Source organism: bacterium, from assembly GCA_019637795.1.
Taxonomy (GTDB): domain Bacteria; phylum Desulfobacterota; class Binatia; order HRBIN30; family CADEER01; genus JAHBUY01.
This window is the reverse complement of the sequence record JAHBUY010000005.1, coordinates 513,477-531,380: the sequence shown is the minus strand read 5'-3', so window position 1 is coordinate 531,380 and position 17,904 is coordinate 513,477. Positions and strand designations below refer to the sequence as shown.

The following is a 17,904-nucleotide window of genomic DNA, read 5'->3' as shown; positions in this document are numbered from 1 at the left end:
GGGAAAGGGGGCCGTCGGGAAATTCCGACGGTCCTTAATTTTATGATACCGGACTATCCACGACGGAACGATGTGTGGGACGTTCGATTGTTTGACCGAAAGAGCCAACGTCCCCAGACTGGCTTAGAGGCTGAGAAACGATGGCGGCCGGCCGTTGTAATCTCGGCGGATCAGTTCAACAAGCACGGAAGGGCCACGGTAGCGATCTGGACAAGGTATCGCGAGGATAGGATCCACCGTTTGGAACGTTGGGCCGCGACCGTTTATCCACCGGACCCAGCTGAACCGGGTGGTGCGCCTAACGCCAGCGGACACGGGTATGAGATATTCCGAAACGACCCGCAGCGGCCATGGGCGGAGATGGGGTCCGTGATTGACTGCGCCGCAATCTTCACGATTTTCGCTGTTCAGCCGCACATGCGCATGGATTACGTTGAGGTCCCGAAAGCAAACGCCCCGCACCATCCGTATAGAGCAACCCTCGGTGATCTCGATGATGTAGACTGGAAGGGTCGATGTGGACGGCTCCTGCCGCTCGCAGTGGAGAATCTCAACAGCGGCTTACAGGTGCTTGTCGGTGGCGCAATCGGCTTGAGTCATTGGGATGGGGAGCTGCCCACACCATTTCTTCCATACAAGGAGGGTGATGTCCTTCAGATGAACCTTCCTCACCGCCCTAAGCAGCTGTGTCTCGTCGTATCATCGACCTGTATTGATGTATTGCGAGAGCACCTGACGCGGAAGAGACGATGGAACGAGCCGGACACCTTCGTTCCTGCAGGCAGGGAAGGGATGGAGTCCCCGTGGCCGATTGGTCACATCACCGTAGTACCTCTTATCCTCCAGGATCAACAGTATCCGGCCGGGGAGGCGGCAAAGACATATAAGCTCATTGAACTAGAGCAATGCAACGGCGCCCGGAGCCTTGGCTTCGCGATTTGCCAGGAGATATATACGGTCGATTGGCGAGCGCGCATGGGGCAGCGCGTCGGACTTGTGAATGACGAATCCATGTCAGAAGTGCGGCACGGACTCCGCTACTATCTTGAACTCCCTGACCAAGAGTAGCAGCGCACTACTCATGTAACTAGTCATAGATGACGTGGAGGTCGTTCAAGCAGCGGGTCACTCCCGAGGTGAGCCGGCAGTTGGAGGAGGAGGCTGAGCGCCTCGCCTGGCTACGGTTGCAGCTTGGTCTCGCGTTCCGTGAGGCGCAGGAGGAAGCATTTGCAGAATATGTGGATCGGGAGAAGGCGATTGATGATGTTGGCGGGACCGTTCGGACTGTCAGGGCAGGAGAACGACCGGGCGGCCGACGCCGTGGGTGGCGAATGCGCAGGCTGGTACAGGTCGCCACATGGACATTCGTCATTATTACGGGTGTTGAAGTGGCTCGCGCCGCCGTTCCCTTTCTGTGGGAACAATTGATGAAACTGTGGACTGGACAAGTCGTATCTACAGTTACTTTTCGCTATCCACTCCGTCCGGATGCCGTTGGTTGTCAGACGGTGGACAGCCAGGCAAATGTCGTCGCGCTGCAGCTTGAGGGACCGGATCTGATGGGCGTCGATCAAAGCCAAATATTGGTCACACTTACTGAGATGTGGAGTGAGAAGCCGACCCAAATCGTCTGGGATGCAACGCCGGAAGGAGTGTTGACCGTTCGGGTAAACAGGGCGCTCCTCTCTCTGCCTTGCGACCGACCTTGGCCAGCGGATGAGATGCTTGCGGTCGTAATGCCGCGCATGAGAGGTCTTCCTCGGTGTGGGTATCACTTAACACTCTCGCGGAAAGACAATCGGTTGAGTCAGAGTTATCCGTTTGTGTTCGCCGACGACGGCGGGAAGCTAGAAGTATGTTATGTCGGCTACGGCAGCGGTGGTGGTGCTGGAGATTGGCCGAGGGTTTACCAGACGCCGGCTCCCACGAGACTCTTGCCGACTCAGTAGCGGGCGGCAGCTCTGCCGGGTATAAGCGCCACCCAGGGCCGCTCCTGTCCAGGCTCTCCGCCACGCTCGGGCTGAGCGTTGAAGACCGAGGCCGTGGCACGTTCGGATCGCCATCCTCAACGTTCTTGGAATCTCGCCCGATCGTTAGCAGCGCTTCAAATCTCCTGCAGGATCGCCACTGGGTCCGCCCCGACGGCCTTCGCCACCTCCAGAAACTCGATTACGTCCAGCCGCCGCTCACCACGCTCGTACTTTGAAACGTAGGACTGCGGCCGCCTGAGCTTTGCGGCCAGCTCGGCCTGGGTCATTCCGGCGGCCTTCCGCGCACCCACGAGGAGCTTGCGCAGCCGCTCGTACCGCCCCGTGAAAACCGATCTCGTCACAGGGCATTGCCAAATAATCCCGGATCAGGATAAACCCAAAACAGGTTCTTACTCGCCTGACGCGGACTTCACCGTTGCCGCTCACCGAGGTTGGTCGAATTTCAGGGACGACGATCGGGCGAATCCGTGTCGGCCGGACGGCAAGAGGGGCACAATGATCAAGCCGCGACAGTTCATACCCATCCTGGCGATACTCGGTGTGTCCATCCGCCTCGAGGCGTCGGAATGCTGCGGGTGTGCACCCGGTAGTGGCGAATTGTGTCTTGGGCAGGTCTGCTACTCCCAACCGAATGGCGTCTTCCCGGAGCTAGCCCCAGCCTGTGAGGCGGTCTGCGCCGGCTGGGGCTGTCTTGCCCAGTCGCTACCGCGGTCGTGTGAAAGCATTGCTAGCGATGTCCCCTTCCTATGCCAGTTGATAGATCAGCCTACTCCAAGTGTGACCGCTACGCCGACCGAGACGGCTACGCGGACCTCAACAACGACGTTCAGTAGCACACCGACCGTGACGCCGACGCCGACATGGACACCATCGATAACCAGAACGCCAGACGGCCTACTCGCACCGTATTGCGGGTATGTGGGCGTAAGCTCGTATCGAGAGGGTGCGCGTCTGGTCGCGTTCGATAACGATTCCGCGACGCCGATCTTGCTCCCAGGTTTCCCACGATTGATTGCGAAGTCACGAGATGAAACGAGACTTCTAGTATCCGTCGAGATTCCCCGAGAAACTGGGGAGTTCGATCACGGCGTCGTCGCCGTCGATACCAGGCTCAACGCCGTGATAGCGTCGGTACTGGTCGCTCACGAAGTTATGGCGATTGTCTTCTCGCCGGACGGGAAATCTGCCTATGCAGCGGCCCGTGTAGGCGATAGCGGCGGCGAGATGATCATGCTCGATGTCGCCACGCTCACCATTATTGGCCCATCGGTGTCCCTAGGTACGACCGCGCGCCCCGAGTCCATCGCGGTTTCTCCTGACGGGACCCAGGCGTACGTCGGCGTGAAGGGTGCGGGTGGAGCAGTTGCTATAATCGATTTGGGAACGCATCAGCTAATCGATTCCATCCGGACACCCATGCTGACCAGCGACTCTACATATGTTGAGAACGCAATGATTGGCAGCGACGGAACGCTCTATATCGCATTCCGAGATGATACCCACGCCGCTATCGGTGTGCTTGAACCGGGCGTGAATAGGATCGACGCCATTATCCCCGTCTGCTCCGCCGAAGATAGCCCAACTCGCAGTGTGTTCGGGCTATTAGAGAGTACTTCGCAGAACCGCCTATACGCGATGTGCAGCAGGGTGGTAGACGTCATAAACCTCAGTACCGATCGTGTGCTTATCAGTGTGCCCGGGATCGTGGATCCGGCGAATGGCTCATTTGATCAGAGTCCGGACGGGCGGTTTGTATTTGGTCTGAAGAACTGTGATGGTGGAGCACGTTGTGAGGGTGGATCACGGGTCGTTGCTATCGATACGAAGACGAACACCGTGCGTGGAGAGATCGGCGCCGGCGACTTCACTGCACGCCTCTGGGGATTGACGGTTGCTGGGTTTCCTTGTTCCGGCGGACAGAAGCTCAGCACGGCCACTGCAACGGCGTCACCGACTCCAAGGGTAGTTCAGACGTCCGCGGCTACCAATACCGCGACACCAGACGTCCACCCAAGCGAGACACAATCACCCAATGCCTCGCCCACACGCAGACCCGAACCATCTCGTTGCGTCGGTGACTGCGATGGTGACGGCAGCGTCGTGGTGAGCGAACTCGTGCGAGCGGTAGGCATCGCGCTCGGGCAGGCGGGCCTGGCCATCTGCAGCGCGGCCGACCAGAACGAGGACGGCGCCGTGACCGTGAATGAGCTTGTGGCCGCGGTAGGGGCGGCGTTGAATGGATGCGGCCCGTAGTCGCGAATCCCCGACGATCGGCGAATCCGGCGTCGGATTGTCTGGAGGAGCTCGGCAACAGAATGAGAGGTGTGCGCGTAGGTTTACAATCGCGGTTAATCACAATCGTAGTCACAAACAATGCTATAATGTTTTCTATAGTTCTATTACTTTATGAAAGACGGACAGAAGAACAGTTGGCGGGAGTTGACTAAAGAAAGGCGGCTGAGATGGGTCTCGAGTTTACCCGACCGTCTGTGGTACGCATTCACATTGCCAGATCTCGCCGGCATTGAGGCATCGCCGCGGGGGTTGTTCATCGCGTGTGGGGTGCTCCTGATCATTTCGCTGATTCTTCCCCGCCGCCTCAGTGAGTTCGCAGCAGTAGTCGCCGTTACGGGCATCGTATGGGCTGCGGTGACCATGCTCGCTATCTTTATGGGTGGATGCTTTTCGACGTGGCGGATCAAATCGAAGGAGCGCGGTCGGGGAAGGGATCGCGGTAGTGCCTGAAGGTCATCTTTCTTGTCAACCCGCCTACGGCCATGATAGACGGTCGCCAATGGCAGCACTGCCTTAGGGGGTATCACGAAAGCTCGCGCACTCTGCACGGCACTCGCTTTTTTGGCCGCGACCGCGACCATGGCCGGTGCCGTCCACAACCGGTGCGAGCTGCGCGCCATGCACCGCGCAGCGAGAACCTTCGCGTGGCCGGCTGCTCCAGGCCACGACGCGCGCCCAATACGATGCGGCGAACAACATAGCTGACACCAACACGGCCCTTCGGCTTCTAAGGGACGTCGTGAAGACGGCGCAGGTCGTGAGAAAGGGTGTGGGTGGCGATTACGACGTAGTCTTGTTGGGCTCCGGAGGTCCGCTAACGAAGGCGCTTAACCCGCTGTTCGGCGAGCCGTTAGGAACAGGCGTGACGACGCTTGTAAGTGAGGTCGCCGGCTGTGCCGAAGTCCACCGAAAACCCCAGAAGTGCGCCGCTACCTTAACGATCGAGAGCGCTCAGGTCTTGCTGAACTTCATCACCGCCGCGGCGATCTTCAGCAAGGCCCAAGGTATTAATCAAGTGGCGGTAATATCCGAACTTGAAACCGCGCTAATCAAGACCGATTTTAACCTTAACGCAGTAGCGAGCCAGCTCGGTGTGCCCACGGATTTGACGGCAATCGTCAACGCAATTGCCATCAAAGACGGACTTCGGTTCGCATTGTTCTCACTCGATTTCACCGCCGACCTGCCACCACGGAATACTGTCGTCGACGCGGCCAAGGAGTTTTTGATCCAGGCAACTGCGGTGGCTGACGCTATGGCAACGGCGGCGAAGTGCCGAGTCGCCTGTAATGCCGACGGCACCCGGGATGACACGGAGCAATGCGATGGATCGGACCTCGGCGGTACCAGCTGCGCGACGCTCGGGTTTCAATGCGGGGCGCTGCGGTGCAACTCGGACTGCACACTCAACACCAGCGCGTGCGCGTATCACGACTGTACCGCTGGAGGGATGCGTTGCCTCGACGACGGATTGACACGGCAGACGTGTGCTGATCACGGATCCGGATGCCTGACCTGGGGCGACAATTATCAGTGTGCGGCTGGCTGCGCGGGCGACGAATGTGCTGCGGTACCGACGGCCACGCCGACGTGCACGCCAACCGCAACCCGGACGGAGCTCCTCGTAGTGCCCCCCGCATGGCCTATGTACGGGAGGAATTCGCGTCACACCGGAGCCGCTGACGTGGTCGGCCCGCACACAAGCGCCGTCCGTTGGGTCGCGGCTATGGGCGGTTCGCTTACGAGTTCCCCAGTCGTCGGCCTAAACTCGCAAGTCTACGCCAGTTCGTCTGACGGGTTTCTCTATGCGCTAGCGGCAGACGGGAGCTTCGCGTGGAGCGTCGCCGGTGTAGCGAATCCCGCAGTTGGGCAGGACGGCACCTTGTACGCGACTGGAGAGACGGTGATCTGTTCGCCACCCTGCTACATACAGGGTGTCCTCAGGGCGTTTTCGTCGGATGGCCAACCAAGGTGGGACTACACGCCTGACCCACCTTTTTGGTTCGGCACACTGGTGCACGGCGCAGATGGCGGCATCTACAGCAGAGGAATTACGGGTGGCTGTCCGTTTTGCACCGGAACAATCTTGGTCATTGATCCTGCCGCGACCGGCGCAACAGAGCGGTGGCGTGACTCCGACAGCGGCTACGTTGGGATTCCGGGTGTGGCGACATCGGGAGAAGTCTTTGTCTTTTCAGGCGGCGTCATCGGCTTTACTGCTCCGTCGCTCTGGAAATTCGCCCCCGCAACCGGGGCTCGCGTACACCTCGGCGACTACTTGGCAACGAAGATCGGTCCCGTCATCGGCCCAGATTCGACTCTGTACTTTGGCGACGGCGGATTCAGTGGGGTGACCTTCGTCGGAGATTTCCGCGCGGTTCGCGCTGACGGCACGGAGCAGTGGGCACACCGGAACTTCCCCGTGGTAGGGGGGATCGCGGCGTTCCAGAATGGCACTGTCTACCACGGTCACTACAACGATCTCGTTGCGGAACGTGCTTCTGATGGGGCCGGATTGTGGTCCTTGAATCTCAATCCGGACGGGAGCAACTGGTTTGAGCGCAACCCGCAGCCGGTCGTTGATGTGGCTGGGAACGTCTACGTGGGAACGTCGTACGGCCGAGTCTACGCAATCAACCCAGATGGGACCGAGAAGTGGCGTTTTGACACAGGGAGTGTGATTGACACGCAACCTGCGATCGGATCCGACGGGACGCTCTACGTGGGGGCGAGGAACGGTACACTGTACGCGTTCGGACAGTGACCGCCGGCGGCGGGGTACAGGAGATAGATCAAAGACAATAGGCTTCGCCACCGAAAGGCAAAACCCTGACGGCTGCCATCCGGACCGTCGCAGGAGCGAAAGATTGCCTATGCATGAGGCGATAGTGCGTCGCACGACTGAAGGCGCATTTGCGGGCGAAGTTGGCTCGAGAGGAGCGCACAGAGCCTCAAGCGAGCGATGCGGTGCAGCAACGCGAGCGCGCTTCACCTAATCCGCTTCAGTGGTTGCAACGGGTCGACGAGCGCCTCCACCTGGTCAGTCGAAGCGGAACGGAGCACCACTTCATCGGGACCGTCTGGGGCGACTTGTACGCAGTGTGTCTTGGCGTTGTCGAGCCAGGGATTCCCGCCAATCTGCCCGTAATGATCTGTGCCGGAGGGGCCCTTTTCCACGCCAGAGTGGGCATTCGCGATTGTGCGCGCCTGATGCTCTGTCTGGGCGCGAATGACGAAGCCGAATGCTTTTTCGATCTCACCACGAAAATCCCCCAGATGGGGATTGATAGGCGTGAGCTTCCAGAAAGGCATGGATCGTCCTCGGGTTCACCCTCGAAGAACCCGGGTCGCAGCGAGGAGGGCGCGTTGGCCGTTTTTCGAGAGAGGGATTGCGACAAGAACCATTACCAGCAGCTGACCCCACCCATTTCCCGCGTCCGACGAAACGTCGCAGCCGCTGCCGGACGATGTCCGCACGGTCATCGTGGCTGGTGGTGACGCAGCCGCTTCAGGGGAGGGCGTCGGAATGCGGGTTGACGTTGGAGTTCCTGGCAATCCAGGAAGCACATTGACGGCACCCGATACGCAGTTCGTAGAAATGAATCCGTCGGTGGTGTCGTAAGCGTCGCGTCTGAGGCAGGTGAGTGGGTATCGTCCAGGTGGTGTATCCTCTGCAATTTCAACGCGGCACGTGAAGAGGCGGGAACCCGTCGGGATGAGATGGTAGCTCCCTAAAATCTCGGCGCTAAAACCGCCGAACCGGGATCCGTAAAACTCACTGTCGTTCTTGTCGATCGCTGGATTCACCTCGCACACTGCATGCCGATCATCCTCGGCGAATGGGATCACAGTGTGAGGGTCACCAACGATTGTCATTCCGACGCGTTCGATGCGTGCCGCGACCGTGGTATCCATGACTACGTCGAGATACCGCACCTCGCCCGGGCGCCCCTCGATGGTATCGATCACGATCGTCGCTTGCCGTGGCAGTTCTGGCACCGAAACACCCTCGCTAACCGCTCGTGCTTCGATCACGTTTCGGTCCGCATCGCCCATCCGCACGTCGTGCAGGGGCAGCTCGTAAAACCCGGGCGGCGTCTTCGGCGCGAGCTCGACATTGCAGCGTGCGAACCCGATATCGCGGTCCGTAGGGGGCGAAAAGGTTAAGCTGAACCGAACGCCCGTGCATTCCTCACCAGTGCATCCCGGGGGCGTGAACGCGAAGGTTCCCGCGATCACGCTGTCCGCTTTGGAGGGCAAACACTGCGGCGCTCCGTTGTCTCCAGCACGGATGCGAAGTGGCGAAACGAAATCGAGGCTACCTTCCACGGTTGCTGATACGACACCCTCGTGAAGGAGGATCAGGTCCACGGTCGCGAGCGAATCCTGCGCTTCTGCCAGCGGAATAGTGACCTCGGCAGCGAGCGCCTCCTTCCCACCGACGAGGGCTATTAGCAGTGCTGCGATAAACCAAGAGCGACGGGAGGGCATAGGCATGCGGTACACAACTCTCGCTCTTCATACCACCGCATTCGCGGCCGGGTCGGCGACGGGCGCCGGGCCAGCGAGCATGCTGAACCGACGCCCGTTCCTTGTTGTGCGGTCGTGAGACCTAGTTGACCGTGACGGACCCATCGACGCCATAGGCAGTCAGCGCCAATCCGAAGGCGTTGCTCAGCTGCACGCGTGTGACGGAAATCGTGTGCGTGGCAAACGGCGCGGCGGGCAGGATCTTGGCCGTGCAGGTCGCGATCAAGCCGTCAGCCATTCGCGGGAGTGGAAATTCACCGATGTCCACTGCGATCAGCCGTTCGACCCCGGGCGAGGGATAGCTGACGCTGAGTTGGAACCCGCCAGGGAGCTGCGGATTAATCCGACATTCCGGTACGGACAATACGTTGGTCGGGTAGCCGATGTCCGCGCTCAGGGCGGCGGTCAGCTCGTCGCCGTACTGTGCAAACAACCTGAACTCGATGGTGTCGTTGCGGTGACCGGTGGCGGTGGATAGGGAGACTTCCGTTCCGCCAGCACCCGGGCTCAAGAGCATCATCCCGCCGCCGGTCCCGCATGGCTCGGGAAGCTCCGTCGGACATCCCTCCGTGGCATTGCCAACGGCTTGGATGAGTTCGCTGATATCGAGGGATCCATTACTGCTGCAGTCGAAGCAATCGCCATTCAATCCCTGATTCCCGAGAGCCATGTTTACGCCGCTAATCAATTCATTCACGGCGACGGCTCCATCGCAATTGCAGTCGCCGAGACAATTGGGCACGCAGTGGGGCGTGAACGTAGGAGTCGGCGCCGGGGGCGTGTTGGTCGGCGTACGGGTTGAAGTCCGCGTATTTGTCGGCGTTGCCTGTGGATCATTGAGCTCGAACGCACCAACGTCGAATTTGACGACACCGTCTCGGTTGCTGTCCAAGGGACGAGTGACGCCATCCTTTGCTTCCTTGTAAGCCACGCGGGAGGCGAGGGTTGGCAATGTGGTTGGCGCGACGTTGGTGCCGGCATCCAGGCCGGCACTGTTCCGGACGAGCCGGTAGTCACGGTCGAAAGTGGGAACTGCCTGCACAAGTCCCTTGGTCGCATTTGCTGCGCAGTTGGCGTGTCCACCGGAGTCGGTGAACACGCTGTACGCGCAGTTCGGGGTGGGCCCCGTGTTTGCCGAGGAGACGAAGATCGCACCCTCGGCGACGGTGTTGTAGACTCGAGTTGTTCCGGCGGTTCGCCGGATCTGCGCGCCACTGCGCGGCGTCCCCGTCGGAGTCGGCGTTAAAGCCGGATTGGGCACTCGGCCTCCGTCGTTCTTCGCTAGCGTCACGTTGATCACATTCGCCTGGCCAGCGGTCTGAAGGATGCCCTCGCGCCAGTTCTCGGCCAATACGGTATCCTCGACCTGGAGCTGGGCAGCCCGCGAGTTGATGCCGTGGCCGTCGCCACTGTTGGCCTTATTGACGGGGCTCAAGGGTACCGTTCCAATGGCCGATGAGCACAGCACCTCGGCATATGCCCCCGTCAGTTCGAACCCCTCGCGATAATTGGCCTCTGCTGTCATCGTGAGGAACTGCGCCGCTGTCACGCCGGTTCCCGGCTCCATCAGCACGCCCCAGCGATTGTTCCTAACCTTTGAATTGCGAATCGCATATCGCCCGCCAGCGTTTACGTTGATGTAGAAGCCATTGTCCTCGTTCTGGTTGGCTTCGGAGTCGATCACGCAGACATTACTCCCGGCCGAGCGCAGCCCATATTGGTTATCGTTCAGGTACACGTTTTTGAGAGTGATGTTGGACTTGTTGTCGAGAATCCAAATTCCTGCGCCCATCGCCGATGGCGGGGCGGGTGGTTGTGTGCAAGAGACGCGAACATTCTGAATCACGATGTTGTTGCCATTCACGCGAATGCCGCCCTGATCGTCTTTGCAGCTGCCGACAGTGGAGAGAAAGTTTATTGAGTCTCGCAGAATATAGTGACGGGATCTAGAACAGCTCCGCTTGCTGCCAGAAGGCGGTCACCAGCGTGGGGCGGCGCTGCATTCGGCGCAAGGCGCGGCGCGCCACGGTGGTGAGCTGCGAGAAGTCCTTCGGACAGAAGTTGGGCAGCTCATGCTTCTTCCAGTACCCCCAGATGTATTCCACGGGGTTCAGCTCCGGCGCGTAGGCGGGCAGGTACTCCAGGTGAATCGCGCCGCGCTGGCGAGCGATGAAGTCCTTCACCAGTCGACTGCGGTGCTGCCGCAGCCCATCCCAGATGATGAGCAGCTTGCCGGGGAGGGCCCGTTGGAGACGGCCCAAGAAGTCGACGATCTCCGGACTCTTGATCGTGCCGGGGTACAGCCGGAAGTAGAACTGCCACCACGTTACGCCCGCGATCGCCGAGAGCGTCTTCCAGTGGAAGTGATACTGGAGGACCGGGGTCTGCCCCCGCGGCGCCCATGTCCGACAGCGGTGCGGGCGCTCACTGAGTCCGCTTTCATCGATGAAGACGATGGTGCGCCGCTCGCGGCGGGCTTTTTTTTAAGGGCGGGCCAGTGCTCGCGTTTCCACCAGCGGATACGGGCTTCGTCGCGCTCCAGGGCGCGCCCGGTCGGCCGCTGGCAGCTCCACCCGAGCTGCCGGAGCAAGCGCCAGACGTGGCCGGGATGGAAGCGCTCCGCGAACTCCTGCTCGATCAGCTCCGCGACGCGCCCGGTGGTCCACAACCCGGTGGGGTATCCGAGCGCTTCCGGGCCGCGCTGCAGGGCGCGTTCGAGCTGGCGGCGTTGCGAGGCGGTCAGGCGCGGTGGGCGCCCCGCGCGCCCCGCCTTCTTCAGCCCGGCCCGCCCGTGGGTCGCCAACTGCTGCACCCAGCGACTCACCGACTGGCGATGGACGCCCACCCGCCGCGCCACCTCGGCCGGTTTCACCCCGGCCTTCAGTAACCGCGCGGCCTCCAGTCGCCGCCGTTCCAACTCATCAAAATCCCGCTTCACCCCCGCCGGATTTCCCATGGATCGTCGTGTATCACATCCGCCGCTCAATGTCACTATATTTTACGATACTCAATAGCTGAATGCTGCCGCTCACTGGCCGCAAACGGACGCCATTGGCACCGATGATAATTCCGCGGTGCAGGTCGCACTTCCACAGTGCCGTGCCACCGGAGTTCGCGTCACCCTGGATTTGAACATCGGAGTTGGCAACAAATGTGTAGCCGGCATCCAGCTGACTGCAAGTCACGGTTGGGCTTGATGTGTAGCTGCTTGGGACCGGTTCATTGCAAGGAGGAAGATAGTCTGCTCGGCAGTTCGGCGTCGGAACCGTAGTTGGCGTCGGGGTCTGCGCAAGTACCGGGTGTAGAAGTGCAACCTGCGCCAGGACGAGAAGAAGAATGTGCGGCCGCCCGAAGATGCTCATCGCGGACTCCTTTGCGAAAGTCAGTCTCGCTGACGCTACCGAATGGTATGGATGGACCGCTTGCTATCGTGTTGTCTCGGTCTCCGTCAAGGCGAAAGTGGGTGTCGGCATAAAGTTCATCGTAGACGAGGACGGATCAGTAACCTCTAGGGGACAAAAGATGGGGAATGTAGCGCCGAGTTGACACCGTGGTGTAAACAGATCGTTACTGCCGATGCGGGAGCCGGTTCCTACTGCGCGGGGCGCCGTCGGCGGACGAGGATTCGGCGCGACAGAAACGCCGGCTTCCACGAATCAACGTGCCGATCGGCGTCGGCGATTCGGCCAACTGCGCGGGGAACGCAAAGCCAAACGCGAGGCCCCTCGGCGATTCGATTCACACGCGACAACGGCCGCCCTCTCGTGAGGACGGCCGTTCTTGTTCGTGGCGCCGGCCTACAGTCCAGCCCGGGCCAATACCTCGGCGCCGAACTGCTCGGCGAGCAGGACCTGCATCTTGTCGACGCGGTCCCTGACTTCGAGGAGCTGCTCGAGACGGGCGAAGCGCCGGTCGATATGATCGTTGACGTGCGTGACGACGTCCGCCACAGCGAGCATGAGCTCTTGGTGATTGGCGTCCATCTTGTCTAGGCGCCGGTCGAGTTTCTTTTCGAACGCCTCAAAGCGCTCAAGGGTGAGTTCAGACATAAGAGGGGAGTGAGGTGAGTAAGGCAGGAAGGCCGCCCGCTCCCGAGCGGCCCCTGCAGTGTAGCACGGACTAGCGAGGCGCGTCCCGGTGCGCGAGCTCGCGGTTGAGGCGCGCGATGGCATCCTCCACCTCCTGCTGCGGCGTTCGGCGCCGGGCCCGGCGGAGGTAGTACCGCTTGAGCGCCCAGTGGAGATCCCGGAAGTCCGAGACGATGCGGCGAAGCAGGCTAACGCGACGCCTCGTCATAGCCGGTGAGATACGCGTGCTTGAGCGCCCGCCAGGTCTGCGTGCTGTCCTCGAGTCCGGCGTGCTTCAGTATCCCGCGCGCGACCGCGCCCGCGTGCTGCTCGAGCGTCTGCTCGCCGTCGTCGCCCTGGTAGTCCTCGGCGCGCTGTTCCTTCATCCGGGCTTGCGGCATGCGGCCGTGTGGCCGGCTGCCGTAGCCGCGCGGAGTTGCTGGCTGGAATCGTTGTGGTTGGTTGTTCATGGGTGTGGTGGTTAGTTAGCGCAGCCGTGGTGGTAGTAGGCCGCGTCATCGTCGTCTTCGAGGAGGACGCCTTCGCCCTCGTCGATCTTCCCGCCGCATGTTCGGCACTGCTGCGGGTATGCGTGATCGTCACGCTCGTCGGTCGTGGTGTTCATAGTTCTCACCTCCTTCCTGGTTGGGATGACGAGCGGCTAAGCCTGCCGCTCTAGTTGCCAGGGGAGCGGGCGGAGTCCTCGCCGGGTCAAGGTGGAGCCGCCCGGAGGCCAAGGGCCGAGGACGAACGACCTTGAGGCGGTGAGGTGCCCGCTAGAATTCCCAGACCTGCGGCAGGCTAACGCTCGCCGAAGAGATAACGATTAACGACCACGTCACGATGCGATCGGCTCGCTCGGCCCGATCGATTCAACGATCGATCCGAGGGGCCTCGCGATTCGATATTCCCGAGGTGTCCTCGGGGGTGGTGGGCGATGCGCGCAGTTGGCTCACCACCGCTGATTGCGATCACGCTGTCGACGATCGGGCGGAAGGGGGTGGGACGAGGGGGGAACGGCGTTCCCTCCTGATACCTAGACCGTCAGTGAGGCGCAGGCGATGTCGGACGCCCGACATCGAGGGAAAACCCCGATAGGACGGGCTTGAGATCGGATTCGAGGATTGGAATTCGCCGGACGCCGTGGTGGGGAATCAGGGAAAACCCTAACCTCGCCTCTGGCGATCTCCTCGGAAGCGAAAAAACGCCCCGCAAGGGCGCTGGAAGCTGCGAACGGCCTTCGTGCTTATTGTTCCCGAAAACGCCGCAGAAAGGCGCTCAGAGGCTCAGGCGAGGCGTTGACGCGCGGTCTTACGATTTGAGCAGCCGGCGGAGCTCGTCGAAGCGGCGGTTCTCCTTGCGGAGGGTGGCGAGCTCGCGCTCTTGGGCGTCGAGGACGGTCCCGAGCTTTTGCAGGGCGGCGAGCACACCAGCGAGGGCTCGTTTCGTCGAGCCTGCCGCGTCGCCGGCGCTCCGGCGCGGTCGCAGGGTTGCGCCTCGCTTGCGCGCCACGCGGTAGTAGTTGGCCGCCACGGTGCCGGCCTGCGCGCCGGTTCTCTCGGCGATCGCCTTGAACGCGGCCAAGCGCTTCATGTTGCCGTCGGCCGTCATCTGTTCGACGTCGGCGAAGATCCGCTCGCCGATCCCGCCGCCTGCCACCTTCTTTCCAACCCGTCCACCCATCGAGTAATCCTCCGTTCGGTGAGCGCGCCTACCATGCGCGCGGCCGGAATCGCTACTGGAGTGCTGATTGGGCAGCCGTTACGGGGTGCGCAACAATGTTCAGGTCAGGTAACGCGCCTCTGGTAGAGGGGCACAGGAGCAAGCAACCGGACGTCGAAGCAGTCGCGGCCTGGTTCATGGAGCGGCAGCGGCTGCTCTTCGAGGTGATCGAGGTGACGCGATACGATCTTGGAGAGCACGTCGAGGCGTTGGCGACCGTCGTCCAGTTCATCCGTGCCGGCGAGCGGGCGCTCGCGCTCGAGCTTCTGGAGCGAGAGGTGGCGTCGGTGAACGCGCTCATCATGGCGTTGTCGACGACCGACGGCGAGGGGTGAAATCCTCACCCCAGAGACAGAGAGGCCGATATGGCAACCAAGAACGGGTGGAAAGAGGACGCATTCCGCTTGTGGGCTCAGGGTGCGACGCTGAGCGAGATTCGGCAGAAGTCGCCCGCCAAAGAAAACTCACTCACTCAATGGGTGATGGAATGGGAACGCGGCAGCCAGCGAGCTTGGGAACCGCAGATTCGACGCTCCTAGCGCCGATGTGGAAGGCTCGGCTTGACCGATCGGGCGAGCCTGCCTCACCATCGAAAGTGCCGGGCCGAGGTTGACCACTCCTCGCGTTCGGTGAGGCGACGGGAAACCGTTGCAGCCCCGTGGGTGAAAGCTCACGGGGTCTTTTTTGTTCCCGAGTTTTCCCGAGCCTCGGGTCAAAGTGGGATTAGATGGATCCCCTTCGACCGCCGTAGATGGCGTTCGACGTCGGCTACTAGGTCTTGCGTTTCCAAAAACATGATCTATGATGCGACGGAGGAGAGCGAGATGGCGAAGCGCGATGGGGTATTGCCGGGTCAGGTTCTGTCGCCGATGCGACGCTGGAGCCTCGTGGATGTTCTCCTCGATGAAGGAGATGGCGAACCGGCCGTGGCTGCCGGCAGATGGGAAGGCGAGCCCGTACTCGCGATGCGATGGAATGGCGACGCCGACAATCGCATTGGCAATCCGCAGTCGCGCGGTCTTCCGGTTTGGTTTGTCGTGCCCGCGACTTTCGAGGAAGCCATCCTCAAGCGTATCGAGGAATTGGTACCGGACAAACGGCCCTTGATCAGGAGTTTCTTTCAGAATCCCGGCCAAAAGTGACGGAAGGTCAGCTGGAGGAAGGCATGGCGAAACAGATTGGAGACAGCATCGCGGTTTTGCGCCAGTACGTCACCGGCGTGATGGACCGCGTGAACCACCATGCACTGCCGATGGCGGCAGTGGCGACGCATGTTCTGAGTGGTGTCGTATTGCGAGCAGACCAGGGTAGCCTCGAGTGCCGCGAATACGCTGGTCGACCGGCGAACGTCCTTCGGTTCTCCGTCACCGGTCAGCCCTACGCCCTGCGGTTCCGTCACGGTCCGGACCGGGTCGAACTGTTGAAGGGGCGGGAGACGAGTAAGCACGTCGTTGCGACCTTCGTCGCGACGGATTCCGTCGATCGTGTTCTGGGTACGTTCGAGCAGCTGCCTTGATCGGGGGGAGAGCGGACAGCCCGGCCGGGGCAGCCGTCCAAGAGGGGGCACTTTGTGAGCGAAGCGGAGCGCAGCGAAGCCGCGTAGTCCCCGACGGGGACGGTGCTGCAGGCAACGCGGAAAGGGGGCACCTCTCGCCGTAGGCGGTGCGCGCCCCTCCGTCGGCGAGCAGCCGTTCCTCTGCGAGGCCAGCCCGGGACGGGCGCCGTCCGAGCAGGAGCCGGAGGGCGATAGGAACGGCGTCGCTTCGCGACCGCCTTCGTCGAAGTCCGGCGAGCCAGCATCCGCGGGCGCGGTGCCAGCTCGCCGGACCAAGCAAGCCGACGCGGGACGCGTCGAGCGCAGCGCCGCCCCACTGCGGAACGCTCCACCGACAGGCCGGACTGGAAGGACGGATGGACGTGGAGCAGTGGGGTGAGCCGAAGGCGGTCGCGAAGGCGACAGACGGCGGAATCCCGCGGAACATCGAGGGAACATCGAAGGCGAGCTTGTGCAAACTAAGAGTGCACAAGATCGAGAACGCGAAAACGGCCGAGTGATCGCGTTCTCGGACGTCGAAGACGTGGATGTTCCCGCCCACCATCAGCGGGATTCCGTTGGCTGCCGCCGAAGCGACGGAGGGCGCGCACATGAGGATGGCCGCGAACGGAGCCGCGCATCTAAACGCCGGAGGCGGCGCGAGTGCAGTGAGCCACCCGAAACGAGCCGTATCAAAAACCGCCCTGGGCGGGCGGCGAGTGTAGGACGGCGGTGGGCCGACGGGATGGCTCAGGTCGTGGCGGCGTCGATGACGCCGGCCCACCATTGGCGGACGGCTGAAGTGTCCGCCTGGCGGATGAAGTCGGGAATCGTGATGCCACGGGACTCCGCGTCGGCGATCATGCGTTCCCGGCCGTCGTCGGGGCCGGGGGTTTTCTTTGGACGGGTGTTGTCGTCGAGGGCGACGCTGCGCGTCTGACTGAGGGTGTCAGTATACATGGCGTGGAAGTAGCCAGGCGGGTTGCCCACGGCGAGCTCTTTCGACGCTTGCTTGAACTCGCCGAGTAGACGATCGAGCACGTTGTCGTGGCCGTCACGGACGGCCTCGGCGGCGCGCTTCACGTAGTTGGCATGGTTGCGGTCACCGGCCCCGAGCGTCTCGGCCTGTTTCTCGACGAGCCAGTGGACGCGGCCGATCTGCTCGTCGGAGAGATGGTACTTCGCCTTGAGAACCCGGGTGGAGATCGTCTGAGAGCGCCGCGGGGCGGAAGGCCGATCTCCTACGGGATGTCGATGGTCGTTACCGGAACGATTAACGATCTTATGAGTGTTCTTCTTTGTGTATTGTTTGGGCGACGAATGCGTCGCTTCAAGACGCGACTGATCTGTCGCATCTGGTCGCGTCGAATCCGTCGCATCCGGAGACGACAAATCTGTCGTGTCCGGATTGGACTTGGAAGAGCGCGTGTTCCATCGGCTAATCGGCAACAGGTAGTAGATGTTCGGTCGGTTGAGCCCCTGCTGCTTCCATGCGATGAGGCCGTGCTCCTTCAGCTCATTGAGGAGTCGCTGCACTTGGCGGATCGAGCAGTTGAGGTCCTTCGCGAGTCGTTCCTGGGCAGGGAAGCAGAAATCGTCGGTCCAGGCGTAGGAGAGGAGAACGCCGTACGCGACCTTGGCGCCGAACGAGATCTTCCAGTGCTTCAGGACGACGTTGGGGATCTGGGTAAAACCCTGAAGACTGCGCAACGACTCGTCCTCGAGGACGACGGTGCGGTAGTTCGGGGTTCCTCCAGGCATAGGA

Annotated in this window: 16 protein-coding genes and 1 pseudogene; 6 read left to right on the top strand and 11 right to left on the bottom strand. The window is 61.5% G+C overall.

Translation table 11 applies throughout. The features are described 5' to 3' along the window. Positions 1-369: 369 nt before the first annotated feature. On the top strand, positions 370-1,068 hold the full coding sequence (locus KF840_19355; protein MBX3027066.1) for a hypothetical protein: 699 nt from the start codon (positions 370-372) through the stop codon (positions 1,066-1,068). Between the two features lie 1,036 nt (positions 1,069-2,104). On the opposite strand, the gene KF840_19350 is transcribed toward KF840_19355, so the two are convergent. Further along, on the bottom strand, positions 2,105-2,332 hold the full coding sequence (locus tag KF840_19350; protein MBX3027065.1) for a helix-turn-helix transcriptional regulator: 228 nt from the start codon (positions 2,330-2,332) through the stop codon (positions 2,105-2,107). A 577-nt stretch (positions 2,333-2,909) separates the two neighbouring features. Here KF840_19350 and KF840_19345 point away from each other — a divergent pair. Continuing rightward, complete coding sequence (locus KF840_19345; protein ID MBX3027064.1) at positions 2,910-4,244, top strand: hypothetical protein; 1,335 nt, start codon at positions 2,910-2,912, stop codon at positions 4,242-4,244. A 781-nt stretch (positions 4,245-5,025) separates the two neighbouring features. Further along, a complete protein-coding gene (locus KF840_19340) occupies positions 5,026-7,050 on the top strand; it encodes a PQQ-like beta-propeller repeat protein (GenBank protein ID MBX3027063.1) in 2,025 nt (674 codons plus the stop codon). A 224-nt stretch (positions 7,051-7,274) separates the two neighbouring features. Here KF840_19340 and KF840_19335 read toward each other — a convergent pair whose 3' ends face one another. From KF840_19335 to KF840_19295, 9 genes and pseudogenes are all read right to left on the bottom strand, one after another. Continuing rightward, positions 7,275-7,598: a hypothetical protein gene (locus KF840_19335; GenBank protein ID MBX3027062.1), complete on the bottom strand. Its 324-nt coding sequence runs from the start codon at positions 7,596-7,598 to the stop codon at positions 7,275-7,277. Between the two features lie 15 nt (positions 7,599-7,613). Beyond that, the gene (locus KF840_19330) at positions 7,614-8,777 is read right to left on the bottom strand and encodes a hypothetical protein (GenBank protein MBX3027061.1); all 1,164 of its coding nucleotides are present in this window, start codon (positions 8,775-8,777) and stop codon (positions 7,614-7,616) included. Positions 8,778-8,898: 121 nt separating this feature from the next. After that, positions 8,899-10,680 (bottom strand): right-handed parallel beta-helix repeat-containing protein, encoded by a 1,782-nt coding sequence (locus KF840_19325; GenBank protein ID MBX3027060.1) that lies wholly within the window; start codon positions 10,678-10,680, stop codon positions 8,899-8,901. Between the two features lie 82 nt (positions 10,681-10,762). Continuing rightward, a pseudogene (locus KF840_19320) lies at positions 10,763-11,772 on the bottom strand (IS630 family transposase). A 13-nt stretch (positions 11,773-11,785) separates the two neighbouring features. Then, positions 11,786-12,178, bottom strand: a complete 393-nt coding sequence (locus tag KF840_19315; protein MBX3027059.1) for a hypothetical protein — start codon at positions 12,176-12,178, stop codon at positions 11,786-11,788. Between the two features lie 435 nt (positions 12,179-12,613). Continuing rightward, positions 12,614-12,865: a hypothetical protein gene (locus tag KF840_19310; protein MBX3027058.1), complete on the bottom strand. Its 252-nt coding sequence runs from the start codon at positions 12,863-12,865 to the stop codon at positions 12,614-12,616. Positions 12,866-13,092: 227 nt separating this feature from the next. Beyond that, positions 13,093-13,353: a hypothetical protein gene (locus tag KF840_19305; protein MBX3027057.1), complete on the bottom strand. Its 261-nt coding sequence runs from the start codon at positions 13,351-13,353 to the stop codon at positions 13,093-13,095. A gap of 11 nt (positions 13,354-13,364) precedes the next feature. Further along, positions 13,365-13,508, bottom strand: coding sequence for a hypothetical protein (locus KF840_19300; protein MBX3027056.1), 144 nt, complete (start codon positions 13,506-13,508; stop codon positions 13,365-13,367). 686 nt (positions 13,509-14,194) lie between these two features. Next, entirely contained in the window at positions 14,195-14,566 is a 372-nt protein-coding gene (locus tag KF840_19295; GenBank protein ID MBX3027055.1) for a hypothetical protein, read from the bottom strand. A gap of 95 nt (positions 14,567-14,661) precedes the next feature. Between KF840_19295 and KF840_19290 the strand changes: the two genes are divergently transcribed. The 3 genes from KF840_19290 (at position 14,662) to KF840_19280 (ending at position 16,121) form a co-directional block, all read left to right on the top strand. Next, positions 14,662-14,940 carry a hypothetical protein gene (locus tag KF840_19290; protein MBX3027054.1) on the top strand — a complete coding sequence of 93 codons (279 nt, stop codon included), beginning with the start codon at positions 14,662-14,664 and terminating at the stop codon, positions 14,938-14,940. 459 nt (positions 14,941-15,399) lie between these two features. Further along, positions 15,400-15,747: a hypothetical protein gene (locus KF840_19285; protein ID MBX3027053.1), complete on the top strand. Its 348-nt coding sequence runs from the start codon at positions 15,400-15,402 to the stop codon at positions 15,745-15,747. A 23-nt stretch (positions 15,748-15,770) separates the two neighbouring features. Beyond that, complete coding sequence (locus KF840_19280) at positions 15,771-16,121, top strand: hypothetical protein (GenBank protein MBX3027052.1); 351 nt, start codon at positions 15,771-15,773, stop codon at positions 16,119-16,121. A 768-nt stretch (positions 16,122-16,889) separates the two neighbouring features. Here KF840_19280 and KF840_19275 read toward each other — a convergent pair. Next, a complete protein-coding gene (locus tag KF840_19275; GenBank protein ID MBX3027051.1) occupies positions 16,890-17,900 on the bottom strand; it encodes a helix-turn-helix domain-containing protein in 1,011 nt (336 codons plus the stop codon). Between the last annotated feature and the right edge of the window lie 4 nt (positions 17,901-17,904).